At 48.7% G+C, this 23571-nt stretch carries 26 protein-coding genes; 10 read left to right on the top strand and 16 right to left on the bottom strand.

Going from position 1 to position 23571, the window contains the following annotated elements; genetic code table 11:
- Window positions 1-309 precede the first annotated feature (309 nt).
- Together K0504_RS09310 and lexA are read right to left on the bottom strand one after the other, a co-directional pair.
- Window positions 310-918, bottom strand: a complete 609-nt coding sequence (locus tag K0504_RS09310) for a SulA-like leucine-rich domain-containing protein (RefSeq protein ID WP_220103913.1) — start codon at window positions 916-918, stop codon at window positions 310-312.
- A complete protein-coding gene (gene lexA / locus K0504_RS09305; RefSeq protein ID WP_220103912.1) occupies window positions 915-1547 on the bottom strand; it encodes a transcriptional repressor LexA in 633 nt (210 codons plus the stop codon). The genes K0504_RS09310 and lexA overlap by 4 nt, the downstream gene beginning before the upstream one ends.
- A 149-nt stretch (window positions 1548-1696) precedes the next feature.
- Here lexA and plsB point away from each other — a divergent pair, with 149 nt between their 5' ends.
- Window positions 1697-4078 carry a glycerol-3-phosphate 1-O-acyltransferase PlsB gene (plsB, locus tag K0504_RS09300; protein WP_220103911.1) on the top strand — a complete coding sequence of 794 codons (2382 nt, stop codon included), beginning with the start codon at window positions 1697-1699 and terminating at the stop codon, window positions 4076-4078.
- Here the strand turns inward: plsB and ubiA are convergent.
- Window positions 4075-4965 carry a 4-hydroxybenzoate octaprenyltransferase gene (gene ubiA / locus K0504_RS09295; protein WP_220103910.1) on the bottom strand — a complete coding sequence of 297 codons (891 nt, stop codon included), beginning with the start codon at window positions 4963-4965 and terminating at the stop codon, window positions 4075-4077. The genes plsB and ubiA overlap by 4 nt on opposite strands.
- Before the next feature lie 238 nt (window positions 4966-5203).
- Between ubiA and K0504_RS09290 the strand changes: the two genes are divergently transcribed.
- Window positions 5204-5626: a flagellar basal body-associated protein FliL gene (locus K0504_RS09290; RefSeq protein ID WP_220103909.1), complete on the top strand. Its 423-nt coding sequence runs from the start codon at window positions 5204-5206 to the stop codon at window positions 5624-5626.
- Between the two features lie 76 nt (window positions 5627-5702).
- Here K0504_RS09290 and glpG read toward each other — a convergent pair whose 3' ends face one another.
- The 5 genes from glpG to K0504_RS09265 all read right to left on the bottom strand — a co-directional run bounded on the left by glpG (window position 5703) and on the right by K0504_RS09265 (window position 9468).
- Window positions 5703-6533 carry a rhomboid family intramembrane serine protease GlpG gene (glpG, locus tag K0504_RS09285; protein ID WP_220103908.1) on the bottom strand — a complete coding sequence of 277 codons (831 nt, stop codon included), beginning with the start codon at window positions 6531-6533 and terminating at the stop codon, window positions 5703-5705.
- Complete coding sequence (gene glpE, locus K0504_RS09280) at window positions 6533-6859, bottom strand: thiosulfate sulfurtransferase GlpE (protein WP_220103907.1); 327 nt, start codon at window positions 6857-6859, stop codon at window positions 6533-6535. The genes glpG and glpE overlap by 1 nt, the downstream gene beginning before the upstream one ends.
- Before the next feature lie 76 nt (window positions 6860-6935).
- Window positions 6936-7133 carry a hypothetical protein gene (locus K0504_RS09275; RefSeq protein WP_220103906.1) on the bottom strand — a complete coding sequence of 66 codons (198 nt, stop codon included), beginning with the start codon at window positions 7131-7133 and terminating at the stop codon, window positions 6936-6938.
- Between the two features lie 83 nt (window positions 7134-7216).
- Window positions 7217-8251: an L-threonine 3-dehydrogenase gene (gene tdh, locus K0504_RS09270; protein ID WP_220103953.1), complete on the bottom strand. Its 1035-nt coding sequence runs from the start codon at window positions 8249-8251 to the stop codon at window positions 7217-7219.
- Between the two features lie 20 nt (window positions 8252-8271).
- The gene (locus K0504_RS09265; RefSeq protein ID WP_220103905.1) at window positions 8272-9468 is read right to left on the bottom strand and encodes a glycine C-acetyltransferase; all 1197 of its coding nucleotides are present in this window, start codon (window positions 9466-9468) and stop codon (window positions 8272-8274) included.
- Window positions 9469-9803: 335 nt separating this feature from the next.
- Here K0504_RS09265 and K0504_RS09260 point away from each other — a divergent pair, with 335 nt between their 5' ends.
- Window positions 9804-10595, top strand: coding sequence for a hypothetical protein (locus tag K0504_RS09260; RefSeq protein WP_220103904.1), 792 nt, complete (start codon window positions 9804-9806; stop codon window positions 10593-10595).
- Window positions 10596-10623: 28 nt separating this feature from the next.
- On the opposite strand, the gene K0504_RS09255 is transcribed toward K0504_RS09260, so the two are convergent.
- Window positions 10624-11262, bottom strand: a complete 639-nt coding sequence (locus K0504_RS09255; protein ID WP_220103903.1) for a TetR/AcrR family transcriptional regulator — start codon at window positions 11260-11262, stop codon at window positions 10624-10626.
- 224 nt (window positions 11263-11486) lie between these two features.
- Here K0504_RS09255 and K0504_RS09250 point away from each other — a divergent pair, with 224 nt between their 5' ends.
- Genes K0504_RS09250 through coaD form a run of 3 tightly spaced genes read left to right on the top strand, consistent with a single transcriptional unit; the run spans window position 11487 to window position 13966 of the window.
- Window positions 11487-12920: a capsule assembly Wzi family protein gene (locus K0504_RS09250; protein ID WP_220103902.1), complete on the top strand. Its 1434-nt coding sequence runs from the start codon at window positions 11487-11489 to the stop codon at window positions 12918-12920.
- Complete coding sequence (locus K0504_RS09245) at window positions 12914-13462, top strand: hypothetical protein (protein WP_220103901.1); 549 nt, start codon at window positions 12914-12916, stop codon at window positions 13460-13462. Before K0504_RS09250 ends, K0504_RS09245 begins: the two co-directional genes overlap by 7 nt.
- A gap of 18 nt (window positions 13463-13480) precedes the next feature.
- A complete protein-coding gene (gene coaD / locus K0504_RS09240) occupies window positions 13481-13966 on the top strand; it encodes a pantetheine-phosphate adenylyltransferase (RefSeq protein WP_220103900.1) in 486 nt (161 codons plus the stop codon).
- 5 nt (window positions 13967-13971) lie between these two features.
- Here coaD and mutM read toward each other — a convergent pair whose 3' ends face one another.
- From mutM to radC, 5 genes are all read right to left on the bottom strand, one after another.
- Window positions 13972-14781: a bifunctional DNA-formamidopyrimidine glycosylase/DNA-(apurinic or apyrimidinic site) lyase gene (mutM, locus tag K0504_RS09235; protein ID WP_220103899.1), complete on the bottom strand. Its 810-nt coding sequence runs from the start codon at window positions 14779-14781 to the stop codon at window positions 13972-13974.
- Window positions 14782-14796: 15 nt separating this feature from the next.
- The gene (locus K0504_RS09230; RefSeq protein ID WP_220103898.1) at window positions 14797-15252 is read right to left on the bottom strand and encodes a hypothetical protein; all 456 of its coding nucleotides are present in this window, start codon (window positions 15250-15252) and stop codon (window positions 14797-14799) included.
- 103 nt (window positions 15253-15355) lie between these two features.
- Window positions 15356-15526 carry a 50S ribosomal protein L33 gene (gene rpmG, locus K0504_RS09225; RefSeq protein ID WP_220103897.1) on the bottom strand — a complete coding sequence of 57 codons (171 nt, stop codon included), beginning with the start codon at window positions 15524-15526 and terminating at the stop codon, window positions 15356-15358.
- Between the two features lie 11 nt (window positions 15527-15537).
- Window positions 15538-15774: a 50S ribosomal protein L28 gene (gene rpmB / locus K0504_RS09220; protein WP_220103896.1), complete on the bottom strand. Its 237-nt coding sequence runs from the start codon at window positions 15772-15774 to the stop codon at window positions 15538-15540.
- A gap of 309 nt (window positions 15775-16083) precedes the next feature.
- A complete protein-coding gene (radC, locus tag K0504_RS09215) occupies window positions 16084-16758 on the bottom strand; it encodes a RadC family protein (protein ID WP_220103895.1) in 675 nt (224 codons plus the stop codon).
- A gap of 268 nt (window positions 16759-17026) precedes the next feature.
- Between radC and coaBC the strand changes: the two genes are divergently transcribed.
- From coaBC to slmA, 3 genes are read left to right on the top strand one after another with little or no spacing between them, the layout of a single operon-like run.
- Window positions 17027-18220, top strand: coding sequence for a bifunctional phosphopantothenoylcysteine decarboxylase/phosphopantothenate--cysteine ligase CoaBC (gene coaBC / locus K0504_RS09210; RefSeq protein ID WP_220103894.1), 1194 nt, complete (start codon window positions 17027-17029; stop codon window positions 18218-18220).
- Window positions 18221-18235: 15 nt separating this feature from the next.
- Entirely contained in the window at window positions 18236-18691 is a 456-nt protein-coding gene (gene dut, locus K0504_RS09205) for a dUTP diphosphatase (RefSeq protein WP_220103893.1), read from the top strand.
- A 46-nt stretch (window positions 18692-18737) separates the two neighbouring features.
- A complete protein-coding gene (slmA, locus tag K0504_RS09200; protein WP_220103892.1) occupies window positions 18738-19343 on the top strand; it encodes a nucleoid occlusion factor SlmA in 606 nt (201 codons plus the stop codon).
- A gap of 360 nt (window positions 19344-19703) precedes the next feature.
- On the opposite strand, the gene K0504_RS09195 is transcribed toward slmA, so the two are convergent.
- Complete coding sequence (locus tag K0504_RS09195; RefSeq protein ID WP_220103891.1) at window positions 19704-21179, bottom strand: methyl-accepting chemotaxis protein; 1476 nt, start codon at window positions 21177-21179, stop codon at window positions 19704-19706.
- 452 nt (window positions 21180-21631) lie between these two features.
- On the opposite strand from K0504_RS09195, the gene glgC reads away from it, so the two are divergent.
- Window positions 21632-22888 (top strand): glucose-1-phosphate adenylyltransferase, encoded by a 1257-nt coding sequence (glgC, locus tag K0504_RS09190; protein ID WP_220103890.1) that lies wholly within the window; start codon window positions 21632-21634, stop codon window positions 22886-22888.
- Between the two features lie 41 nt (window positions 22889-22929).
- Here the strand turns inward: glgC and pyrE are convergent, their stop codons facing one another.
- Window positions 22930-23571 carry an orotate phosphoribosyltransferase gene (pyrE, locus tag K0504_RS09185; protein ID WP_220103889.1) on the bottom strand — a complete coding sequence of 214 codons (642 nt, stop codon included), beginning with the start codon at window positions 23569-23571 and terminating at the stop codon, window positions 22930-22932.

The following is a 23571-nucleotide window of genomic DNA, read 5'->3' as shown; positions in this document are numbered from 1 at the left end:
TGCATGCCTTAGGGAAACGCAGACGGCTAACATTATCTTGTTACCGCGTTTCGGCTCGCACTAAATTTAGAATTAGGCATAGAAGGGCAACAGTCCAGCGATCAAGCACGCAGATTATTGATAATTAATTTATGATTCAATGAGATAGAGCAAAGGCTCTAGATGAATTGACGGAGCAAGTTATTGAATTGAATAGTTTTAGATTATTTATTGATCAAAAACAAAGTTTTTATTTTGAATTTATGAATTGTTAGAAAAGTGATCTAGCTCTCTTGCCCGACAACTCTCTGGGCAAGCATTAAAGCCAGATTAGTGTAAACAGTGCTGTAGCCCTTCTAACTGGTTGTTTTCTTTAACAGGAAGGTCAATTTTAGTGGCATTTTTATCGTACTGATGAGCGGTAATAGCCGGCCAATCCGCTAGCGTTGCAAACCCGCTAGTTTGTGGAAATACAAAGCTCAAGGCATTCGTACCGCGAGCCGCCAACTTTAATCGTTTAATATCTCGCGCAGTTAACTCTTTTGCCCAAGTCAAAATTCCAGCTGCATTATTTTTAGCCAACGCTTGCTCTGCTGCCCACAGGCTGTCGAAGTCTTCTTTGCCATGCACGATTAGCAAGCGTGCTTGGTTCACACCAGCCATATCCGCCAATGCATCAAGCGCTGATTTAGGTGGATTGAGTAAAATCAGCCATTGGGTACCCTGACTTAATTCACTCAAGACCGGCTCTAAGGTTTTCAGCAATTGGTTTTGATGGCTAGGTGACATTTCGTAAATCACTTCACTCTGCCAACCACCGGCATTAAGTTGTTGATTAAGTAAATCGTTACCTGTTTTTAAACACACTTTGGGTTGGGCAAGTGGTGCTACTTGCCATACGCCAGGGTGTTTCAATTTGGTTTGCACGACATGTTTCATAACCATTCTCCGTTACGGATCACACCAACAGCCAAGCCTTCAATGGAGAACTGCTGTTGGCGTAAATCAACTTCAATGGGATCGAATTCAGGGTTTTCTGCGAGAAGTAGGACTTTATGGCCGTTTTGCTGGAGCCGTTTAACGGTGACATCTTCTTCCACACGGGCCACGACGACCTGACCATTTCGAGCAACTTGAGTACTATGAACGGCTAGCAAATCACCATCTAAAATACCTATGTCCTTCATACTTTCGCCACTAACACGAAGTAAGAAGTCAGCTTGTGGCCGAAATAGGTTCGGATCCACCGCATAATGCGATTCAACATGTTCTTGCGCCAGAATGGGTTCGCCAGCAGCAACCTGTCCAATCAAAGGCAGGCCTTGTTCATCGTTGGCAGCTTCTTCTAGAAGTAAGCGAATGCCTCGTGATGTGCCCGGTAGGATCTCAATAACCCCTTTGCGTGCTAGCGCTTTTAAATGTTCTTCAGCCGCATTCGGACTTTTAAAGCCGAGCTGACGTGCGATTTCGGCGCGAGTCGGCGGCATGCCGGTCACTTCGATGGTATCTTTGATCAGCTGATAGATTTCAGCTTGTCGGGGCGTTAAAGGTCGCGTTGTGGTTGCCATTGTCTTTCCCGTTGCTTGCCTGTTTATCCATACAGTACCACTGTACAGTAATACAGTACCTTAGTGATCGCAAGTAAAAGCTTTCATCCATTTCTCAGTTGTGTTTGTTATACTCCGCCATTGGCGCCTGCAATCCTTTTCTGAATATCATGATCCATCACTCCAAGTTGTTGTCTCACCTAATAAAGTGGTCTCTTAAACTATTCGTCCGTTCGCGTGCGGTAAGCTCCGAAGAAGTGGCGGCTGTTGCCGATAAACCGGTGGTCTATGTGCTCGAACACTCCAGTGCCATTGACACCCTGACCTTGGCAAAAACAGCAAAGGAACTTGGTTTACCTTCTCCTTACGATGACAACTGCCGTGTTCTTTATGTTCATGGCCACCGCTTCCAACGGGGTCATGCAGGGAAATTACGATTAGCAATTCAGTCGTTGTTGTCGGCGCATCAACAAGACCCACAACAAGATACTCAGTTACTGCCCATCACTCATTTTTGGGGCCGCAGCCCAGAAAAAACTAAAGGCTCGCTTGCCACTTGGTTTGCCGACAACCCGACTCCCAGTTGGTTTCGTAAAATTTGGATGGTGGTGTTTTTAGGTCGCGATCACTTTATTCGCTTTGCGCCCCCGGTTTCCATTCGCGAATTCGTTAATCGCTATGGCGATGATGAAACCAGTGTTCACCGTATTACCCGCGTGGCTCGCGCTCACTTTTATCGCCAACGGTTAGCGGCGACCGGCCCTCGCCTACCGAATAAACAGCGGATGTTCAAAGAGTTGTCGCGCAACGAAGCGATTCGCCAAATCACCGACGCCGATCCTGCCAAGCAAGATTCTTTGCGCAAAAACGCGCAGGAGTACATGGAAGAAATTGCTGCGACTTACTCGAATTCCTTAGTTGTGGTGCTCGATCGCTTTATGACTTGGCTTTGGAATCGCCTTTACCGAGGCATCAACGTCAACAACATTGAGCAAGTGCGTCAACTTGCCGAGTCCGGTAAAGAGATTGTGTATGTGCCATGTCACCGCAGTCACATGGATTACCTGCTGCTGAGCTATGTCATTTACCAACAAGGCCTGGTGCCCCCGCACATTGCTGCCGGTATCAACTTAAACTTCTGGCCTGCTGGACCTATTTTCCGTCGAGGCGGCGCGTTTTTCATTCGTCGTTCGTTCCGCGGTAACAAGCTCTACTCCACTGTATTTCGCGAGTATTTGAGCTGGCTGATTAAAGAAGGTTTTCCGGTCGAATACTTTAGCGAAGGTGGCCGTAGCCGGACGGGCCGCTTACTAACGCCGAAAACCGGCATGTTAGCAATGACAGTGCAGAGCCAACTCAGTTCGCAAAGTCGGCCCATTGTGTTGGTACCGATTTATCTCGGGTATGAACACGTCATGGAAGTCACCACCTACCTGAAAGAGCTCAAAGGCAAGCGAAAAGAAAAAGAGAGCTTTTTTGCAACACTGCAAATTCTGCGTAAATTGCGCAATTACGGTCAGGGTTACGTCAATTTTGGTACGCCAATTTCGCTTGATGATCATCTCAACGCTCATGCAGCTGACTGGCGACAAACCGGCGCCGATGAACGGCCGCCGTGGTTGTCCGAAGCGGTATCAAGCCTCGCAAATCGTTCAATGATTGAAGTGAATAATGCCGCAGCAATTAACGGCTTAACCATCACTGCCATGGCGATTTTGAGTAACGACAATCGCGCCATGAGCGAACGTTCGCTGGCACTATTTTTAGAAGTTTGCCTTCAGCTGTCTCGCCAAGCGCGTTACCACGACAACACGACCGTACCCGAGGAAGATGGCCCAGCCTTGTTGAGCCAGACGCTAGAGCTTGAAAAGTTCACCGTCGACAAAGATAAGCTCGGCAATATCGTCAGCCTCGATCCGTTTGGTCAGGTGGTCATGACTTATTACCGTAACAATATTATTCACTTGTTTGTCGTACCCAGTTTAATTGCCGCCATGATTACGGAACGTGGCACAGCAACAAAACAAGACTTGGTACAGGACATCGAAGCGCTATTTCCGTTGCTGCAAGCGGAATTGTTCCTCAACCCATGTGACGAGTGGCGTGCTGCTTATATCGAGCAAATCATCGCTTCCTTCGAAACATTGAAGTTGATTGAAGTTAACCATGATGCCATTACCTGCTGTGATAAACGCAGCGCACAGCACTTACAATTGCAGCAGTTAGCCAACATCATTGGGGAAACGATGCAACGGTATAGCGTTGTGTTGGAGTTGTTGATGCAAACGCCTGATTTATCGCGCAGCGCACTCGAGTCAGAAAGCCGAGCCATTGCTGAGCAACTTGGCCGACTGCATGGTATTAACGCACCCGAATTCTTCGATAAGCAGCTGTTCGCAACGCTAACCACCAAGATGAAAACGATGGGGATGCTGGATCAAGATGAGCAAGCCAAGGATCAGCTTGGCCGCTACCATCAGTTGGTGTCTGGTTTAGTCTCCAGCGATATCCACAAAAGTATCGAACAATTGGTGCTCCAACCGCGTAGCTAAAGCTGCGACCAATATACCGACGCGGCCATTGCAGCCGCAACCACGAAACCTACCCAGTTATTCGCGCGAAAGGCGGCAAAACATTGTTGCCTTTCGCGTTGTCGAATCATCTTTGCCTGACGCACAAACATGCCTGCCGCTAACAACAAGCCGAACAACAACACCGGCTCAGCCAATGTGATCCAAGCAAACACGATGAGACATATTAAAAACAGCAGCTGCAGTATTGCGATCGCCAACCGGTCAAATTGGCCAAATAAAATTGCCGTAGACTTGATACCAACCTTCACGTCATCGTCGCGATCAACCATTGCATATTGAGTATCGTAAGCCACCGTCCAACATAAATTAGCCGCAAATAACCACCACGCTTGGATCGGTACAGTACCCAATACCGCCGCATAAGCCATGGGAATAGCCCAGCTAAACGCTAAACCTAAGACCATTTGGGGGAGCTGAGTAATACGTTTAGTGAAGGGGTAAATCGTTGCTAGACCAGCCGCAACAACCGACAAGGCAATGGTTAGCTGATTCAGCGACAGCACCAATACAAAGGCACACACGCAAAGTGTAATGAACAGGATTAACGCTTGTTGTGGCGAAACCTCACCTGTCACTAACGGCCGTGATTTTGTTCGCTCAACGTCACCGTCCCAGTGTCGATCAGCGTAATCATTAATGACACAACCCGCTGAACGCATCAGTACTACACCGAGCATCAACGCCAGTGCCGGCCAACTCCAAACATTACCTTGTGACGCGTCAATTAGCGCCCACAGGGTTGGCCATAACAACAATAAAATGCCCACCGGCTTGTCGAGTCGGCACAGCCGCCAAAGGCCCCGCCATGATAGCGGCGTGGCGCGTCCTAACTGTTGAGTTTTCATCGGTTCCGTTCACTAACTTTGTCACCCGATCATGCTAACACAGTCGACAATCGTCATTGACCCGAAAAATCCACCGCAAGCCATTCGATAATAAAACCGGCCGTTAACTGTCCGACAGCACAACAATTTTGTCATTATCCTAGCCGATCGGATCATCATTCCCGCTAAGTTTGGTGGCATTAGCGAAAGCAACTCAGTACACTATGGCTCTCTTATCGCAGCAAAGACCTCAGGCACCATGTTCAAAACATTTTCGACTAGCTGGAAGGCAGGAATAGTGCTGGCCGGATTGTTATTCAGCCAAGCTTCCTCTGCCGAAACCGCTGTTAACCCAGCCGGCGACTACGCTTACTTTGGATTTGAACCTGATATCGTCACCAATTATATTCGCAAAGGGGCCAGCCTCGGTTACATTCGCCTAACGGCGGAAATTATGGTGGCGGGCAACAATAACCTTGAGTTGGTCGAGCATCACGCGCCATTGTTGCGAGCTGCTGTGGTTGAAGTTTTTGGCCGTCAGCCAGAAGATAAAATCAAATCCTTGGCCGGCCGTGAAGAGATCCGCCGCCTTTGTTTGACCACAATCAACGAGCTGTTAACACAGGAAACAGGCCAGCCATTAGCGGCCGATATACTGTTTACCAAATACCTTTATCATTAAGCCTCTTGTTTATTCTCGCTTAATAAAAAAACCGGCAATTAGCCGGTTTTTTTAATGTATTGAACGGATGCCAGGCCTATCGATGGGATTTTCGAGCATCAAGCCAGCCTTGCGCAGCGCCAACCAACAAGCCACCTAAATGCGCATAGTTGGCAACCTGTTGCCCTAGCACACCAGCAAAACCAAGCGCTAACCAAAATAGCATGAAGCCGATATAAGCGGGCGGCATCGCAAGCTCTGGCTTGCTGCGCTGAACCACTGCGATATATCCCAGTAAGGCATACACCACACCGCTCAGTCCAAGAAAGTTGGCATCAACCAAAAAGCCCTGCAAGGTGTTAGAGAACAAGGCACCGATAAGCAGCAGCTCAAGCAATTTAGGCGTGCCAACCACCCGCTCAATACGCCCGCCGAGATACCACCACCAAACAACGTTGAATAGCAGGTGCACCATGGCAAAGTGCATTAACGCGGGGGTAAACATCCGCCAAATTTGCATCCACTGTTCGACAAATGGCGCCGGAAAATGCAACGCGCCAAAGATGGTGGATGCAAAGCCTATCTGGCTTAGCAAACCAAGTACCAAACAAGCCCCAAGGATCACTAAGGTTAACGGCCCAGCATGAAGCCAGATTTGATGCAAGATTGGCGTACCACTACTGCCGTAATCAAACTGAGCACCACTGCGATCCGCGCGCTGCCAAGAAGCCGAACGATATTTGGGGTGGTTCGGCTGCTCAGCAAACTGTTGGAATTCGCGGCGTGCGGCATCTAATTGCTCGCTATGAACAACATCAATGGAGAAATAGTGGCCATCTTCTCGGATCTCACAAGGCATGCCCTGCACTGCCATGTAATCAACGAAAGCCTGTGCCAATCTGGCATCTGTTAAACGGCCGAGCTGCATCAAGCATCAACCTCTACATCATTGGGAAATTGCTGAGACCACGCTTCAAAACCGCCATCTAAGCTATAAACTTGCTCAAACCCTTGTTGCGCTAAATACTCAGCGGCAGGCTGACTAGAAATGCCGTGGTAGCAACAAACAATCAATGGCTGCTCGAACTCGCCATGCAGCACCAATTCGGCCACATTGGTGTTATCGAGTCGTAAGGCACCATTCATTCGACCTTTAGCAAACGCAGCTGGATCGCGAATATCGGCAATTTGAATCGCGCCACTTGCCATCATGGCATGGGCATCGGCTGGGGAAATACGAGAAAAGGCTGACATCAACGGCTCCTAGTTCAATAAGTTGCCATTGTATCAGCCTTGAGCAGTCAGTCTATTGTGACTGCAAAGTCATGCTTCAATCAGTTGCTCTTAGGACTTCCCAGAATTTGCTGTCTGAGCGACCTAGATTTGATTTCATGAGTGATTGAGTCGATGCCACGCTGCCGCTACCACCACACAACGTGCAAGTATAGGCTTCTCGATATGATTGGTGGCCATTGGCACCAACCAGCACTAAGCTGCCCGCACCATCACACTCAGGGCAAATTTCCATCGCGCTAACTCCCCGTCAAGGATAATTACTACAAGCACAGCCACAGTAATTAACCTTCACTACAACGGAATGACAGTTGTGTGCTAATTCGATGACGTCCAGTCCAACACGACTTTGCCGCACTGACCGCTGAGCATGGCATCAAAACCTTGTTGAAACTGCTCAACCGGGTAATGGTGGGTCAACATGGGGGTTAGGTCTAACCCTGATTGCACTAAACTCGCCATTTTGTACCAGGTTTCAAACATTTCTCGGCCATAAATACCTTTGATGATCAATCCTTTAAAAATAACCTGATTCCAGTCGATGGCCATGGTTGATGGCGGGATCCCAAGCAGCGCCACTTTGCCGCCGTGATTCATTTTGTCCAGCAAATCAGCAAAGGCAGCCGGAACACCAGACATTTCTAGCCCCACGTCAAAGCCTTCACTCATGCCTAGCTGGCGCATCACCTCATCAAGCGACTGTTCGGCAACATTAACGGCTCGGGTTGCCCCCATTTTACGAGCAAGCGCTAAGCGGTAATTATTAACATCGGTGATCACCACGTGGCGCGCGCCGCAATGGCGAGCAACCGCAGCCGCCATAATACCAATGGGCCCAGCGCCGGTAATGAGTACATCTTCACCCACTAAATCAAACGATAACGCGGTGTGCACCGCGTTGCCAAAGGGGTCAAATATGGAGGCTAAATCGTCACTAATATCGTCGGCCAACTTAAATGCGTTATAAGCCGGGATCACCAAGTATTCAGCAAAACTCCCTGGCCGATTTACGCCAACACCGGTCGTGTTGCGACACAAATGGCGTCGGCCCGCGCGACAATTTCGGCAATGACCACAAGTGATGTGGCCCTCGCCAGAAACGCGATCGCCAATAGTAAAACCACGTACTTCCTGTCCAATTGCGACCACTTCGCCGGCATATTCATGACCCACGACCATTGGTACCGGAATGGTTTTTTGCGACCATTCATCCCATTTATAAATATGCAGATCGGTTCCACAAATAGCGGTTTTATGGACTTTGATGAGTAGATCATTGTGGCCTAACTCCGGCACCGGCACTTCGGTCATCCAAATACCCGGCTCAGCCTTAAGTTTGGCTAATGCTTTCATGGTTTTAGGCAAGCCGTCGATCATGAAATCACTCCTAACTCTCTGCCGACCTCAATAAAGGCATTAATGGCATGGTCGAGCTGTGCTTGCGTATGTGCAGCAGACATTTGAGTGCGAATACGGGCTTGGTTTTGCGGTACCACTGGGAATGAAAAACCCACCACGTAGATACCACGCTGCATCATGCGTTCAGCCATTTCAGCGGCCACTTTGGCATCACCCAACATCACAGGAATGATGGCGTGGTCGGCGCCAGCCAGACTAAAGCCGGCGTCACTCATACGTTGACGGAAGTATTGACTGTTATCGAGCAAGCGCTGACGCAGCGCATCGCCTTGTTGTAATAACGTCAGCACTCGGCGCGATGCACTAACAATTGCTGGCGCTAATGAATTGGAAAACAAATAAGGACGAGAGCGCTGGCGCAACCAATCAACCACTTCTTTTTTGGCCGCGGTATAGCCACCAGACGCGCCACCCATGGCTTTACCCAAGGTGCCGGTCAGAATGTCGATGCGGTCCATCACGTTGTGAAATTCGTGGCTACCACGGCCATGCTCACCCACAAATCCCACTGCGTGGCTGTCGTCGACCATAACCAATGCATTGTATTTGTCTGCCAAATCACAGATGCCCGGCAGGTTGGCAATTACGCCGTCCATCGAGAATACGCCATCAGTTGCAATGAGCTTGAAACGCGCGCCGGCCTTATCGGCCGCAATCAACTGCTGCTCTAAATCCGCCATATCATTATTTTGATATCGGAATCGCTTGGCTTTGCACAACCGCACGCCATCGATAATGGACGCATGATTAAGCGCATCAGAAATAATCGCATCGTCAGCGCTCAACAAGGTTTCGAACAAGCCAGCGTTCGCATCAAAGCAAGAGGAATAAAGAATGACATCCTCCATACCAAGGAATTCGGCTAACTCGCTTTCCAGTGCTTTGTGCTGATCTTGTGTGCCGCAAATAAAACGGACCGACGCCATGCCAAACCCGTAGTGATCAAGCCCTTGTTTCGCGGCAGCAATAAGTTCGGGATGATTCGCCAACCCTAAATAATTATTGGCGCACAGGTTAATAACCTCGTCACCCGACGCAACCGTAATATCGGCGTCTTGGGCGGTAACAATGGCTCGTTCTGATTTGTACAAGCCTTGTTGGCGAACGTCTTCAATACGTTCAACCAGATCAGCATAAAATGGGTGAGTCATGGCGATTCTCAGGCATGGAATAATTGCCGCGTAGTGTAACGCTAAGGCTGGTTTGGATTGTATGTTAGGCGCACAATTTCACCCGCGCTTGCGCCGTCATTTTGGAAACTTCTAAATACACTTGGCTTGCGCTACCAATTTCCAGCTTTGCGTTTATCGAACAGTGCAAGCGTGCAAGATGATCACGTACAGTTTTAACTAGCTCTCAATCCGCTCATCACAGCCGCGCTAATTGTTGCGCACATCGCTATGTTTCACATATAAAATCAATGCACTAAATTACACATGAAAAATATAAGGTTTTAGCGTCTTACAACAAAATGGAATGAATAATCATGGATGACATAACCAACAAACTACCGATCAAAAGTCTCTTATTTGAGGCCGCATCACTTTGTATCTCAAACTACAAAAGCCTCTTTCGTTTTGTGGCGCCGTTTATCATCACGCTTGTCCTCGCAGCGGTATTCTCTGCGCTGTTAGCACCATCAACCGTCGATGAAGGATTCCCTGTAACATTCTTTATTGGTTTTGTGGTGATCTTCATCATGGTGGGGGCCACTGCGGTCATGGCTGTCGTCGGCTGCCATCGCACATTTTTGCTAACGCCAGAAGAAGTGCGCGCAACTAAAGCGTTTCGTTGGAGCGGCCGTGAATTGAGATTTGTCGGTTGGTGGCTGGTTATCGGGATTTGCGCAGCGCTACTGTCGATACCGCTTGCCATGGTCGGAACGCCATTATTGCTTGCCAGTGCCAAAAACCCTGAGGCCCTATCACCGTTAATGATTGTTCCGTTTACGCTAATTTATTTACCGCTTTACTATGTGATTTCTCGCTGGACATTAGTATTGCCGGCTACCGCAACGGATGAACGCAATAAATCGCTATCGTGGGCTTGGCAGCTATCGAAAGGCAATGGTTTGCGACTACTGCTGTTACTCACCATTTTGCCTTTTTCTATTTCACTAGCATTCGCCATGTTGCAATTAACGGAGTGGTTTGTTTTTTCTCTACTGCAGATTCTTGTATCCCCCGTTGTTGCCGTCTTCGAGATCTGCTTGCTCTCATTAAGCTACTCTTACTTAACGAGATTTAATGATGATGACAGTGTTGAAGTAGCCGCATAGGCTACTTCAAATCATTGTCCAACGCGGATTATTGAAGTTCACTGCGCGCTCGGTAGTTTTGCTGCAACCGTTCGAAATCATCTTTCGCAATGTCAGTGGCGTACGGTTTCACCAGCGCAATCAGCTTAACGACGCCATCGTATACTGCGGGCACTTCCACCTTGACGTCGTTGGACTGACACATTTGAAAGCTAATCCAAAACGCAACCACCACCTTCATTAGCTGGATCAGGTCAAGTATTTCTTGGTCACTGGCAGCGATCAGGTTGTTCTCACGCAGCGCACGCAATACCACGCCAGCGCGATCAGAAATAGCTTCCTGTACATTGAGGTAGCGTTGCTGCAATGTTTGGTCGCGCAGTAAAATGCCCGGCAGACTGGAGTAGAAAAAACGAAATCGCCAGATGCTGGAAAATGCCTCATCGCAATAATCAGCCATTTTTGCTACCGACATCGGCCCTTCTGTTGGTTTAAACGCCGATTCCATGTGGCTAATATATTCGGCAAATACACTGTGGATAATGTCTTCTTTATTGCGAAAGTGGTAATACAGGTTCCCAGGGCTAATGCCTAGGTGGGCAGCAATATGATTGGTGGTAATGGCTCGCTCGCCGAATTCGTTAAATAACTCGATACTCGCCTGGATAATTCGCTCTTTGGTTTTCATGGTGTCACCCGTGTGGCAGCCTGACCAACTAGCCAGATCAATAAACTACTGAATAAACACTATATAAAACTAATTCGTATTTCGCTTAATTGGTTAGTGGGTTCTTTGTTATCAGTCACAATCTGACATTGACTAAAAATCCCCTTATAATCGACGACCTGCCCATTGTTTTAGTCTGAAATTTTGGCTACAACATCACTTGGAATACGACAGGGAAGCCCTCCATGGGTCTATCAGACAAATTATCAGCCACTATTGGCTTATTTGCGTTAACAGCAACCACACTGGTTGCCTTACCCGCTCAAGCAAAATCAGTTTCACCTTACTTACCACTAAAGCTGTCACCAGAAATCGAATATAAAGTTGAACGTTTGTTTGTGCTCGCCGATGAGCCAATTATCAAACGCCCGCTGGCGGTCCGTTCAGTCTACAAAGCATTAGCCAAAATTGGTGATCAAGACCCGGCGCTAAGCCGCTCCATTAAGCGTTATCTAGGGCGTTATAACCACACTGCAGGCCTCACTCACGGCAGTGCCAAACTAACGATTGATGATGATGTTGATAAGCACCTCGCTAATGCGCGAGGTCGCACCGTCGGCAGTAGTTATGAAGTACACGCTGGCGCCTACTGGACGCCAACCGATAGCATGTGGATAACCCTTGGCGGATTACACAGCGATGATACTAGTAGCTGGGAAGGTAGCTACGTCTCGTTTGGCGATGAGTGGCTTCAGATTGATATTGGCTACCGCCCGCACTGGTTTGGGCCGTTTCAAGATAGCGATATGTTGATTGCTACCAACGCTGAAACCATGCCAAGCGTCACCCTATCAAACACCGTTCCGCTTACAGATTTCGGTTTCACCTACGAACTATTTCTCGCTCAAATGTCTGAATCCGACTTGGTCCTTAGCCAAGAGCGCGACGAATATCAGACCGGTGAGCCTCGCTTATTCGGGGTCCACTTTGGATTTCAACCGTTTGACGGCTTTGCTATTGCCTTCAACCGGTTAATGCAATACGGCGGGGGCGATAGAGACGAAGATTTCAGCTCGCTTTTTAAAGCCTTTGTTGACCCCTCAGGGCAAGACAATATTGGCCAAAAAGGGCGTGACTTTGGTAACCAATTATCATCGGTCACCACTCGTTACACGTTTCCTGGGGAGTTTCCATTCTCGGTATATATGGAATATGCCGGTGAAGACACGTCCAACAGCTCGAACTTCCGGTTAGGCAATACCGCGCTAATGTTTGGGTTTCATTTACCCAAGCTGACTAAAACGTTGGATCTAACTTATGAGTTTGCCGACTGGCAAAACGCCTGGTACGTCAACAGTAACTACGGTGATGGCCTTCGCAATGAAGATGTAGTGATTGGTCATTGGGGCGGTCAGAATCGTGACTTAAACCCACCCGTTGGCGCTACAACCCACATGGCCAAATTAATTTGGGAAATGTCCGGCCGCCAGATTCTTACCAGTACCGCGCGTTTTATCAGTAACGAAGATTATTACAACTCTGATTACGATGACGGTTATGAGCTGCATTTGGAATACACCCACATTTTCAGCAAATTTTTAGCTGGCGCTGAAATTTATGCCGGACAAAATGTTTACGGCGATTCATTTGCCACAGCAACAGGATTTATTCGATGGTAAAGCAATGGATGATGGCGGCGGCATGCTCTGCTGCCGGTTTGGCAATACCAACTCAGGCAACTGAAATTTATGCCAATTTGGGCCTTAACTACCACAACGTCAGCTTTGATACGGGCAACGCTCAGGCTGATGCTGACGATGATTCCGACGCTGGCTACCACCTCGGGTTTGGTGTTCGGCGCCCGTTTGGCGAGCACCAACAACATTGGTTTGGCTTCCGTGTAGATTTTGATGAAGTACTGGGCGATTCCATGGTTGGCTTTCGTGCCATCGACTACCAATACCAACTTGATGATCACTGGCGCTTGGGTGCTTTTTTTGGCGCGGCTTCATTAGATACCGGCGCCTCTCAAACTGGCTACTACCTCGGTGGCGGAGCAACGTACTTGAACATCTATCCACAACTCGATGTGGGATTGGATGTTCGTTACGGTGATCGCCTTGCCCGCGATGTGTTGTTTGCTGACGATCCGGAAACGGATAGCCCAGATATTTTTTATGACGTCCTTAGCACCAGCCTTTACCTGAGCTGGCGTTTTTAACACCATAGGTCTGCAATCATGACAGTTCGCGTTATTTACCCAGGCACCTTCGATCCAATTACCAATGGTCACACCGACTTGGTCGTTCGGGCGTCACGTTTGTTCGACCACATTGTGGTTGGTATTGCCGCCAGTCCCACCAAAAAACCTTGGTTCACGGTTGATCAGCGCGTGGCGATGGCAAAAGAAGCGCTGCAAAACCTAACCAACGTCGAAGTCGTTGGCTTTCAGGGCTTGTTGATCGATTTTGCGAAAGCATATGATGCCAACGTACTCATGCGTGGCTTGCGCGCCGTATCTGATTTTGAGTATGAGTTTCAGCTGGCCAACATGAACCGCCGACTAATGGCTGAATTAGAAACAGTATTTCTGACTCCAGCAGAAGAAAATTCGTTTATTTCTTCTACCTTAGTGCGAGAGGTTGCCTTGCATGGCGGCGACGTGAGTCAGTTTGTTTGCCCGGCAGTTGCCAAAGCGCTACGCCTGAAAACTAACGCGGGTTGACTCAACTAACGCTGGCAATGGCCACAGTAAACCGTGGTCCGTTGCCCCAACTTCACTTCCTTCAGCGCGCGTTCACACTGAAAACAAGGTTTGCCGCCGCGCCCGTACACATACAACGTTTGAGCAAAGTAGCCCGGATTGCCATCGACTTGTGCAAAGTCTTTTAGTGTCGTGCCGCCCTGCTTAATAGCGGCGGCTAACACTTCTTTGATGTTATCGGCTAATTTCAGATAACGCTGTAAGCTAATTTTACCGGCTTCTCGCTGCGGATGGATCCCAGCTCTGAACAGACTTTCATTGGCATAGATATTCCCCACTCCAACAACAATTTTGTTATCCATAATGAATGTTTTTATGGGTGTTTTACGTTGCCGTGAAAGTTCATATAAACACTTGCCATCAAACTTTTCCGTTAGCGGCTCAGGCCCAAGCGATGCAAGCAGCTCGTGTTGTTCAGGTTGATTGGAAAATAGCAAACAACCAAACCGCCTTGGATCATTGAGACGCAGTAATTGGCCATTGGATAGCTCGATATCGACATGATCATGCTTCACCGCAGGCGTGCCAATTGGTACCACTCGCAGTTTGCCCGACATCCCTAAATGCAAAATAGCTGTACCCGCAGCAGTATCAATCAATAAATATTTAGCGCGACGCCGAACGGCCTGAATCGACTGCCCCACGAGCTGCTGTATCGCATCGGGTATGGGCCAACGCAATCGTTTGTCTCGGACGATAACGGCAGTAATGGTTTGTTGATTTAAGTGGGGTTCAATCCCCATCCGGCTTACTTCAACTTCAGGTAATTCAGGCATAGCTCTTCCTTGTGCTTAGGGAGTCGTAAGCACCTGTGAAAACGCATCAAATTGCTGCTGATCTAACTGCCATGCCCAGTCTTCATTGGCCGGCTGCAAACGAAGGTTGACCCCATCTAGCAAAAACACCAAGGGCTCTGCCTGTGCTAATAACTGTAGGCGAATCATTTGATCGAGCGATACTGCCGGGTTTGCATCCACCACGGGATATGCTTGGTACCAGCGTTCTAACCAAGACTGGATCTGTTGTTCGCCCCATGCAGGGTCCGTTGAGCGCCATAGCGCCCCTAAGCGTTCAAATTGGCGGCTAGGGGTTTGGATAGATAAGACTTGAGCTTCTGGCGCCAGTACGGGGCTTTCAGCACGATTTTGCAGCAGCTGCTTTTGCGAGACTTGAATGACCACAATAAACAACAAAATGGAAAAAATCAGGACGTTGTTCCAGCCCCGACGGGATAAATTAAGCGCCATTTAAGCACACCGCTAAAAATCGAGACCGCCAAGCTTACCCTAATTTTGGCAATAAAAAACCCGGCCGAAGCCGGGTTTTTCAATCTAAAAGCAGCATCAAGATTTACTTGATTTTGCCTTCTTTGTACATAACGTGCTTACGAACTACTGGGTCAAATTTTTTGATTTCAAATTTGCCTGGCATGTTGCGCTTGTTCTTATCAGTGGTATAGAAGTGGCCTGTACCAGCTGATGAGTTCAAACGAATTTTTTCGCGTCCACCTTTAGCAGCCATGGTTTAACTCCTTATACCTTTTCACCGCGGGCACGCAGTTCAGCTAGAACCACATCGATACCCTTCTTGTCGATGATACGCATACCTTTGGTAGAGATACGCAATTTAACAAAACGTTTTTCTGACTCCACCCAGAAACGGTGGCTTTGCAGATTTGGCAAGAAGCGACGTTTGGTCGCGTTCTTCGCGTGCGAACGGTTATTACCAGTAACCGGACGCTTGCCAGTGACTTGACATACTTTAGACATGTCGATTTGTCTCCGAAAATTCTTACATATGCTCGAGCGTACTGTATCCTGCATCTGGCCGTCGCCCAGGACACAAGAGGGCGCATTTTATACAGCGGAATGAGTTTGAGATCAAGAAAAAACAACGATTATGGATAAAATTAATCCAGCCGCTGGTGATGGAGTAAGGCTTACCGAACAGCCCATTTGCTTGCGATAAGTCGCGATAGCAACCTTGAGCCAGCTAGATACTGCGAGTTCGACGCCGCTCACAACATAATGACCGCATTATTTAACTTATATCTACTGTTTTGATATCAAACTCCGCCATCATATCAACTGCCGCTCCGCCATCGACACCACATGTCCTTGGGTCACTACCAAATGATCCAATACCGTCACATCAACCAGCGCTAATGCATCTTGGATCCGTTGGGTAATTTGAATATCCGCATTGCTCGGCTCAGCAATGCCCGATGGGTGGTTATGGCACAAAATGACCGCCGCAGCATTGGCCGCCAAGACTGTTTGCACAATGACTCGCGGATACACACTGGCTTGATTAATGGTGCCCTGAAACAGGGTTTTGAATTCAATAAGTCGATGCTGACTATCGAGCAGCAGCAAGGCAAACATTTCGTTTGCGTGCTGGGCTAGTTCAGCCGCGGCATAACGTTTAGCCGACTCTGTACTGTCCATTACTGTGTCGCGGCGCAGTTGTGCAGCCAATACCCGGCGAGCCATTTCCATCACCGCCTGTAGTTGAACGTATTTGGCACTGCCCAGTCCTTTTGCTTGGCAAAACTCTTGTTTTGGCGCCGAGATTAATTCGCTCAACGTGCCAAAATCAGCCAGTAGTTGCTGAGCCAGATCAACCACATTACAACCGGGCAACCCCGTTCGTAGGAAAATCGCGAGCAATTCTGCGTCTGACAGTGAGCCGGCGCCATTTGCCATTAGCTTTTCTCGCGGCCGCATAGCTTGTGGCCATTGATTCAGTTGCATGCGAGCCTCCTTGCATAGATGCAAACTGTTTTCAGTCTCTTAGACTATAGCAAAGCTCATACAGGTTGATTCTGGCTGGCCGCAAGCGAGCTGGTTAACATGTTATTTTCGGCGCTTTGGTTGTTTTTTATTCAGAGCGGCCAAAATTACGACTTTATAGCCGCACCAGATCACACCACTGACACAAACAGAATTCGCAGACCGTACGCAATTCGGGCGGTGTATGGTAAGGTAACGCCCACAAACCCCCTAATCAGGGCTACTTTTTGTGTTAACCAATAAACGCATTTTAATTGGCATTACCGGCGGAATCGCCGCATATAAAATACCTGAACTGGTGCGTCGGCTAAAAGATAATGGTGCCGACGTCCGCGTAGTCATGACGCCCGCAGCACAAGCATTTATTACGCCGCTGACGCTGCAAGCCGTGTCAGGCCACCCAGTTGCCGATAACCTACTCGATCCAACCGCCGAAGCCGCGATGGGCCACATTGAGCTCGCTCGCTGGGCCGATCTAGTGCTGATTGCGCCGGCCAGTGCTGACTTTATTGCCCGCTTTTGCGCCGGCTTGGGCAACGATCTGTTATCGACTTTATGCTTGGCAACAACCGCTCCGGTGGTAATCGCACCCGCAATGAATCAGCAAATGTGGCAAGCACAAGCGACTCAGCACAACATCAAGCAGCTCGCGGCGCGTAACATTCCACAGTGGGGTCCGGCCCTTGGCTCTCAAGCGTGCGGCGAAGTTGGTCCGGGGCGTATGTTAGAGCCCGCCGAGCTACTTGAGCACATCAACGATTTTTTAGCACCAGCACAGCTATTAGCAGGGAAAAAGCTCACCATTACTGCAGGGCCAACCCGCGAAGCACTCGATCCAGTGCGCTACATCAGCAACCACAGTTCCGGAAAAATGGGCTTTGCCTTGGCTGCCGAAGCAGTTCGTTTAGGTGCGGACGTGACGCTTATTAGCGGGCCGGTTAACCTGCCCACTCCTCAGGGTTGTCAGCGCGTCGATGTGACCAGTGCGGAACAAATGCTAGCGGCCTCGCTGGCGGTTGCAGAGCAGCAAGACATTTTTATTGGCTGCGCTGCTGTGGCCGATTATCGGGCTGCCGAAATTGCGCCTGAGAAATTAAAAAAGCAGGGCGACCGTATTGCCATCGAGTTGATTAAAAACCCAGATATTATCGCCTCGGTTGCCGAACAAACGAGCAACACTATTGTTGTGGGGTTTGCAGCAGAAACTCAGAATATTGCTCAGTACGCCCGCAACAAGCTGACCCAAAAAGGGTTGCACATGATTGCCGCCAACGACGTGAGCGGCAACGATATTGGCTTTAATGCCAACGATAACGCTCTCAGCGTGTTTTGGCACGATGGCCAGCACACCATTGAACAAAGCTCTAAACAGCAAGTTGCGGCGCAGCTACTTGCTCTCATCCAGCAACATTTAATGCAATAAGGTTTGTACTTCACGATGAAACCCATTGACGTAAAAATTCTCGACTCGCGTATTGGTAATGAATTTCCACTGCCAGCGTATGCGACAGACGGTTCAGCCGGCCTCGACTTACGCGCCTGTGTAGACGGCCCATTGGTGATTGGCCCCGGCGAAACCAAACTCATTGAAACCGGTATTGCCATCCACATTGGCGATGCCAGTTTGGCAGCAACAATTTTGCCGCGCTCAGGCCTTGGCCATAAACATGGCATTGTGTTGGGCAACTTAGTTGGCTTGATCGATTCTGACTATCAAGGCCCATTAATGGTGTCGTGTTGGAATCGCGGCTCAGAGGCGTTCACTATTGAGCCAGGCGATCGTATTGCCCAGCTGGTGTTCTTACCTGTGGTGCAAGCAAAATTTAATGTGGTTGCATCATTTGATGAAACCGATCGTGGCGAGGGTGGTTTTGGCCACTCAGGAAAGCAATAAGTTATCGATAATTGCAGTCACTTAAGCTCGGACGTTAGGAGGTACTATGTCAGAGACCAAAGCCCCGGAAACTAAAATCAGCCGCCGAGAGCACATTCTTCAGTGCTTGGCTCAAATGCTCGAAACATCGCCGGGCCAACGCATCACAACCGCTAAATTGGCGGCAGAAGTGGGCGTGTCGGAAGCAGCTTTATATCGGCATTTTCCGTCTAAAGCTCGCATGTTTGAAGGCCTGATTGAGTTCATAGAAGAGTCATTGCTGAGCCGCATCAACCTAATCTTAAGTGAACAGAAAGACACCATTCAGCGCTGTCAGTTGATTCTACAACTGGTGCTAACCTTCGCCGAGCGGAACCCAGGCATTACCCGCCTGATGAACGGTGATGCGCTGATGGGTGAAAATGAACGCTTACGTGGCCGCATTCATGCCTTGTTTGAAAAGATTCAGACGCACATTAAGCAGGCGCTGCGGGAAAAAGCGATCCGTGAAGGCGTTGGTTTTCGATTAGACGAAGGGATGTTAGCGAACTTGCTACTAGCTTATGCTGAAGGTCGTATTTCTCAGTACGTGCGCTCTGACTTTAAGTCATTGCCAACTGCCAACTTTAATGAACAGTGGGCGTTTATGCGCCAGCAATTACTGCAAAGTTAGTAGCTCGTTAGGCCCATATATTTGCGCCTAAGCAAACGCTATCAAGCCATCGCACAAAGCGATGGCTTTTTTTTAGCCGAAGCGTTCACCCTTCTAGAGCCTCAGGGCGAACGGAATAGGTTGTTGATGCTTCCGCGACATACAGACTTTCGTTGGGCATCACCACTTCCGCACTTCCATGTGCTCAGGCATACAGGCCATCCGTGGCCATAACCACTCCCGCACTTCTATGTGCTCATGACATACCGGCCTTCCGTGGCCATCGCCACTCCCGCACTTCCATGTGCTCATGGCATACCGGCCGTCCGTGGCCATAAAAAAACCAGCCGGTTGGCTGGTTTTTTTTGACTTGAGCAAGTGTTAGATACGGAAGCGACTAATGTTGCTAGACAGTTCGCTGTTGTATTGTTCTAACTCATGAACTTGCGTTGATACCGCCTGCGCATTATCAGATACCGATTGCGACAGATCATTCACTGCAGTGACGTGTTGGCTGATGTCGGTAGCAACATGACTTTGCTGCTGCGCCGCCGTGGCAACCTGACCGTTCATGTCATTAATGGTAACGATATGCTCAAGGATTTCTTGTAACACTTGACTCACGCGTGATGCAGAATCATTCACTTCTTCACTTGAGCCTAGGCTTTCAGCCATTGACGTGTTTGCCGCCTCAGCACTTTGCTGCACTTCGTTCACAATGGATTCAATTTCTTGCGTGGACTCTTGAGTTTTCTGAGCCAACGAGCGAACTTCATCGGCAACCACGGCGAAACCGCGGCCTTGCTCACCTGCGCGCGCCGCTTCAATCGCCGCATTCAAGGCCAGCAAGTTGGTTTGCTCAGCGATGCTGCGGATCACTTCAACAACCGAACCAATGGCCGTACTGGCGCTGCGTAATGTGGTAATGCGCTCAGCCGTGGCACTGATTTGCTGTGACAAGCTGTTAATGGTTTCAGCATTGGTTTGAACCTGCTCAACACCGTGATTCACTTGGTTCATCGCTTCTTGAGTACGGTCTGACGTGTCTTCCGCATTCTTCGCAACTTCCATTGCACTAGCGCTCATTTCTTGCAGTGCAGTGGCAACCTGTTCAATTTGGCTGCGCTGATCGCGTGTATTAGATTCGGTTTCAGTAGCGCCTGCTGCCAACGAGTCTGACACCAAGGTTACTTTGCTTGAGACCGAAGCAACGTTCGACATCAAACCGCCTAAGTTATCCATCAACAAGTTAAAGTTGGTTGCTAAGGTACCAATCTCATCTCCACGTTTATCATTCAAACGCTTCGTCAAATCGCCATCACCCGAAGCAATTTCGTAGAGCGAGTCGGCGACATGGTTGATTGGCTCAATCACCATTTTGCGCAGTGCAATAAAGGCCGCGACCACCACAACGGCCAGCATTAAGGCCATGGTCACGCTCATAAACATCAATTTCTGAGAGAGCTCATCTGAAACCACATTATGGTCAAACGAGACTTTAAATTTACCGATACTTTTGCCATCTCGAACCACTTCTTGTTCGATAATGTCGCCGTCCGCTAACTCACCGATACGCGCAATGTCTTTGCCGCGGTGGTCGGTCACATGGATGCCAAACACAATGTTGGACTGGGTCACGGCCGTTGCAATCGATTCGCTTTGCTCAAAATCGTAGGTAAATACAGGTTCAATCAGTGATGCGGTTGCCAGTTCGACCATGGCTGTTTGATCGGCTTTATATGCTTCTTCCAAATTCGATTTCAAATTGAAGTAGGAAAAGCTGCAACCAAAAATTAGCCCAAGCAAGCCGAAGCCAACCAAGACAAACACCAATTTATTATTCAGGCTCATTTTCATTATTTTTACCTCTTAGAAGGTTGCCTTAGCGACCTTCAGGATTTTTGCCTCGTGAAGCGAGTTCTCATTGTCAATTCGTAGGAATTGTATTTGTTGATGAGCAGAATGATGCTTCATTCCTCAACCATGACATCCGTGTGCTGCGTGCAGTGGCCTTTGCTACGGGGTGATAAGCAAACACGCTAATCCTTTTGAACTCACGAAACTCCCCCAGTTCGCGGACCCTAGCAACTTTAGCAGTTTTCACAATCAGCAAAATGCGATTCATCGACAAATGTGACATCTGTATCGACAAATAGCCTCGGAAGCTTTAGCAATTAATTTTTCGAGCAAAAAATCAACAAAACCTGTTTCTGCGCACTTTATTTGCGTGTTAATTTTGGCTCTGATCAAGCTTAGGTTCAGCTATAGCAACTATGCTTGATTGACGGTTAATCGAACAGATCTTCATCATGCGCTTGGTCAACCCTCCCGGACGTTATATAGATGACATCGCTAGAAACACCATTGCCTACGTGCTTGCAGGCGGCAAAGGTACTCGCCTCGGCAGCCTAACAAAAGTCCGAGCAAAGCCCGCTACGCCGTTTGGCGGCAAGTATCGAATCATCGACTTCACCCTTTCAAATTGTATGAATTCAGGGATCCGACGGGTCGGCGTCATGACCCAATACAACGCCATTGGATTACTCCAACACGTGCAACGCACTTGGAGTCATTTAGTCTCAGAAATGGGCGAATTCGTATATTTGTTGCCTGCCCATCAAGGCTCAAGCAATGGCTGGTATACCGGTACTGCCGACGCCATTTGGCAAAACCTGAAGATGCTGGAAGTGACTGATACCGAACATGTATTAGTGCTGGCCGGAGATCATGTCTACTCGATGGACTACCTCACGATGCTGCACGATCACGTGGCACAAAACGCCGATGTCACCATTGGCTGTGTTGAAGTCCCACAACGGGTTGGTAATCAATTTGGCATCTTGCAATGCGATGAAGACGGCCGAATTCATCAGTTTATTGAAAAACCAGACGATCCTTCTCCTTATGCATTGCCGTCTGGCAACGTGTTGGCGTCAATGGGGATTTACGTTTTTAACAAGCAAATGTTGCTCGATTTACTTCACGCTGATCACCAAGATGAAAACTCTAGCCATGACTTTGGCAACGACATACTACCCAAGGCATTAGCGAGTCATAAACTTATCGCTCATCACTTCAAAAATTGCGACGGTCAACCGGGATATTGGCGCGATGTCGGCACCATTGAAGCCTACTACGATGCCAGCATGGATTTGATTGCAGCCGTTCCGAAGTTAAATTTGTACAACAAACACTGGCCTATCTGGACGTATCAAGAACACTTGCCGCCTGTGAAGTTAACTCACGACAGCTGCGGTCACCACGCCTACGCAAAAGACTCACTGATTTCTGCTGGCTGCGTTTTTGTTGGCGCTCAAATAAGTCGATCACTTTGTTGCTACAACGTCCGCGTTGAAGCTTGCGCCGAAGTGCACCAGTCGATTTTACTGCCGGACGTTCATGTTGGTGCCAACTGCGTTGTGCATCATGCCATTATTGATGAAGGCTGCGTGATCCCAGATGGTTTAGAAATTGGCGAGGATGCCGAGCTAGATGCCCAGCGTTTTGCAATTACCGAGAATGGTGTAGTGGTGGTAACCAAAGCGCATTTAGCCCAGTTGGTATAGACCCGGCTGACTAGAGCAGCCGGGCTATTATTCAAAGCACATTAAATACCATATTCAGCACGGTAGTTATTCACCTGCTCTAGGTGGGCGGCCATTTCTGGCTGCGCCTCAAGATAAGTCACTAAATCAGCCAAACTGATAATGGACGTGACTTGACACTGATAGTCTCGCTCCACTTCTTGAATAGCTGACAATTCACCGGTACCACGCTCTTGTCGGTCTAGCGCAATGAGCACGCCAGCCAATTCAGCCTGATTCGCTTCAATAATTGCCATTGATTCACGAATGGCCGTGCCAGCGGTGATCACATCATCCACCAGCATAATGCGGCCTTGCAGCGGCGAGCCCACTAAATTACCGCCTTCGCCATGATCTTTGGCTTCTTTGCGGTTAAAGCAGTACGGCACATCCATGTCGTGATGGTCGGCAAGCGCAACCGCCGTGGTCGTGGCAATTGGGATCCCTTTATAAGCAGGGCCAAATAACACGTCGTAGGCGATAGCACTTTCAGCCAACGCCGCCGCATAAAAGCGGCCTAGTTTGGCCAAATCGCGCCCGGTATTAAACAAACCAGCATTGAAGAAATAAGGACTTTTACGGCCGGATTTCAACGTGAATTCGCCAAATTTAAGCACTTGCTTCTCAAGTGCAAACTCAATAAATGCTTGCTGATACGGTTTCAC

This window comes from Neiella holothuriorum, from assembly GCF_019457915.1.
GTDB classification, from domain to species: domain Bacteria; phylum Pseudomonadota; class Gammaproteobacteria; order Enterobacterales; family Neiellaceae; genus Neiella; species Neiella holothuriorum.
The sequence above is the reverse complement of the archived record's forward strand: the minus strand, read 5'-3'. Positions and strand labels throughout refer to the sequence as shown.

Coding starts and splice junctions, on each gene's coding strand:
- K0504_RS09310 (WP_220103913.1), bottom strand. CDS start 918: ATGAAACATGTCGTGCAAACCAAATTGAAACACCCTGGCGTATGGCAA.
- lexA (WP_220103912.1), bottom strand. CDS start 1,547: ATGGCAACCACAACGCGACCTTTAACGCCCCGACAAGCTGAAATCTAT.
- plsB (WP_220103911.1), top strand. CDS start 1,697: ATGATCCATCACTCCAAGTTGTTGTCTCACCTAATAAAGTGGTCTCTT.
- ubiA (WP_220103910.1), bottom strand. CDS start 4,965: ATGAAAACTCAACAGTTAGGACGCGCCACGCCGCTATCATGGCGGGGC.
- K0504_RS09290 (WP_220103909.1), top strand. CDS start 5,204: ATGTTCAAAACATTTTCGACTAGCTGGAAGGCAGGAATAGTGCTGGCC.
- glpG (WP_220103908.1), bottom strand. CDS start 6,533: ATGCAGCTCGGCCGTTTAACAGATGCCAGATTGGCACAGGCTTTCGTT.
- glpE (WP_220103907.1), bottom strand. CDS start 6,859: ATGTCAGCCTTTTCTCGTATTTCCCCAGCCGATGCCCATGCCATGATG.
- K0504_RS09275 (WP_220103906.1), bottom strand. CDS start 7,133: ATGGAAATTTGCCCTGAGTGTGATGGTGCGGGCAGCTTAGTGCTGGTT.
- tdh (WP_220103953.1), bottom strand. CDS start 8,251: ATGAAAGCATTAGCCAAACTTAAGGCTGAGCCGGGTATTTGGATGACC.
- K0504_RS09265 (WP_220103905.1), bottom strand. CDS start 9,468: ATGACTCACCCATTTTATGCTGATCTGGTTGAACGTATTGAAGACGTT.
- K0504_RS09260 (WP_220103904.1), top strand. CDS start 9,804: ATGGATGACATAACCAACAAACTACCGATCAAAAGTCTCTTATTTGAG.
- K0504_RS09255 (WP_220103903.1), bottom strand. CDS start 11,262: ATGAAAACCAAAGAGCGAATTATCCAGGCGAGTATCGAGTTATTTAAC.
- K0504_RS09250 (WP_220103902.1), top strand. CDS start 11,487: ATGGGTCTATCAGACAAATTATCAGCCACTATTGGCTTATTTGCGTTA.
- K0504_RS09245 (WP_220103901.1), top strand. CDS start 12,914: ATGGTAAAGCAATGGATGATGGCGGCGGCATGCTCTGCTGCCGGTTTG.
- coaD (WP_220103900.1), top strand. CDS start 13,481: ATGACAGTTCGCGTTATTTACCCAGGCACCTTCGATCCAATTACCAAT.
- mutM (WP_220103899.1), bottom strand. CDS start 14,781: ATGCCTGAATTACCTGAAGTTGAAGTAAGCCGGATGGGGATTGAACCC.
- K0504_RS09230 (WP_220103898.1), bottom strand. CDS start 15,252: ATGGCGCTTAATTTATCCCGTCGGGGCTGGAACAACGTCCTGATTTTT.
- rpmG (WP_220103897.1), bottom strand. CDS start 15,526: ATGGCTGCTAAAGGTGGACGCGAAAAAATTCGTTTGAACTCATCAGCT.
- rpmB (WP_220103896.1), bottom strand. CDS start 15,774: ATGTCTAAAGTATGTCAAGTCACTGGCAAGCGTCCGGTTACTGGTAAT.
- radC (WP_220103895.1), bottom strand. CDS start 16,758: ATGCAACTGAATCAATGGCCACAAGCTATGCGGCCGCGAGAAAAGCTA.
- dut (WP_220103893.1), top strand. CDS start 18,236: ATGAAACCCATTGACGTAAAAATTCTCGACTCGCGTATTGGTAATGAA.
- slmA (WP_220103892.1), top strand. CDS start 18,738: ATGTCAGAGACCAAAGCCCCGGAAACTAAAATCAGCCGCCGAGAGCAC.
- K0504_RS09195 (WP_220103891.1), bottom strand. CDS start 21,179: ATGAAAATGAGCCTGAATAATAAATTGGTGTTTGTCTTGGTTGGCTTC.
- glgC (WP_220103890.1), top strand. CDS start 21,632: ATGCGCTTGGTCAACCCTCCCGGACGTTATATAGATGACATCGCTAGA.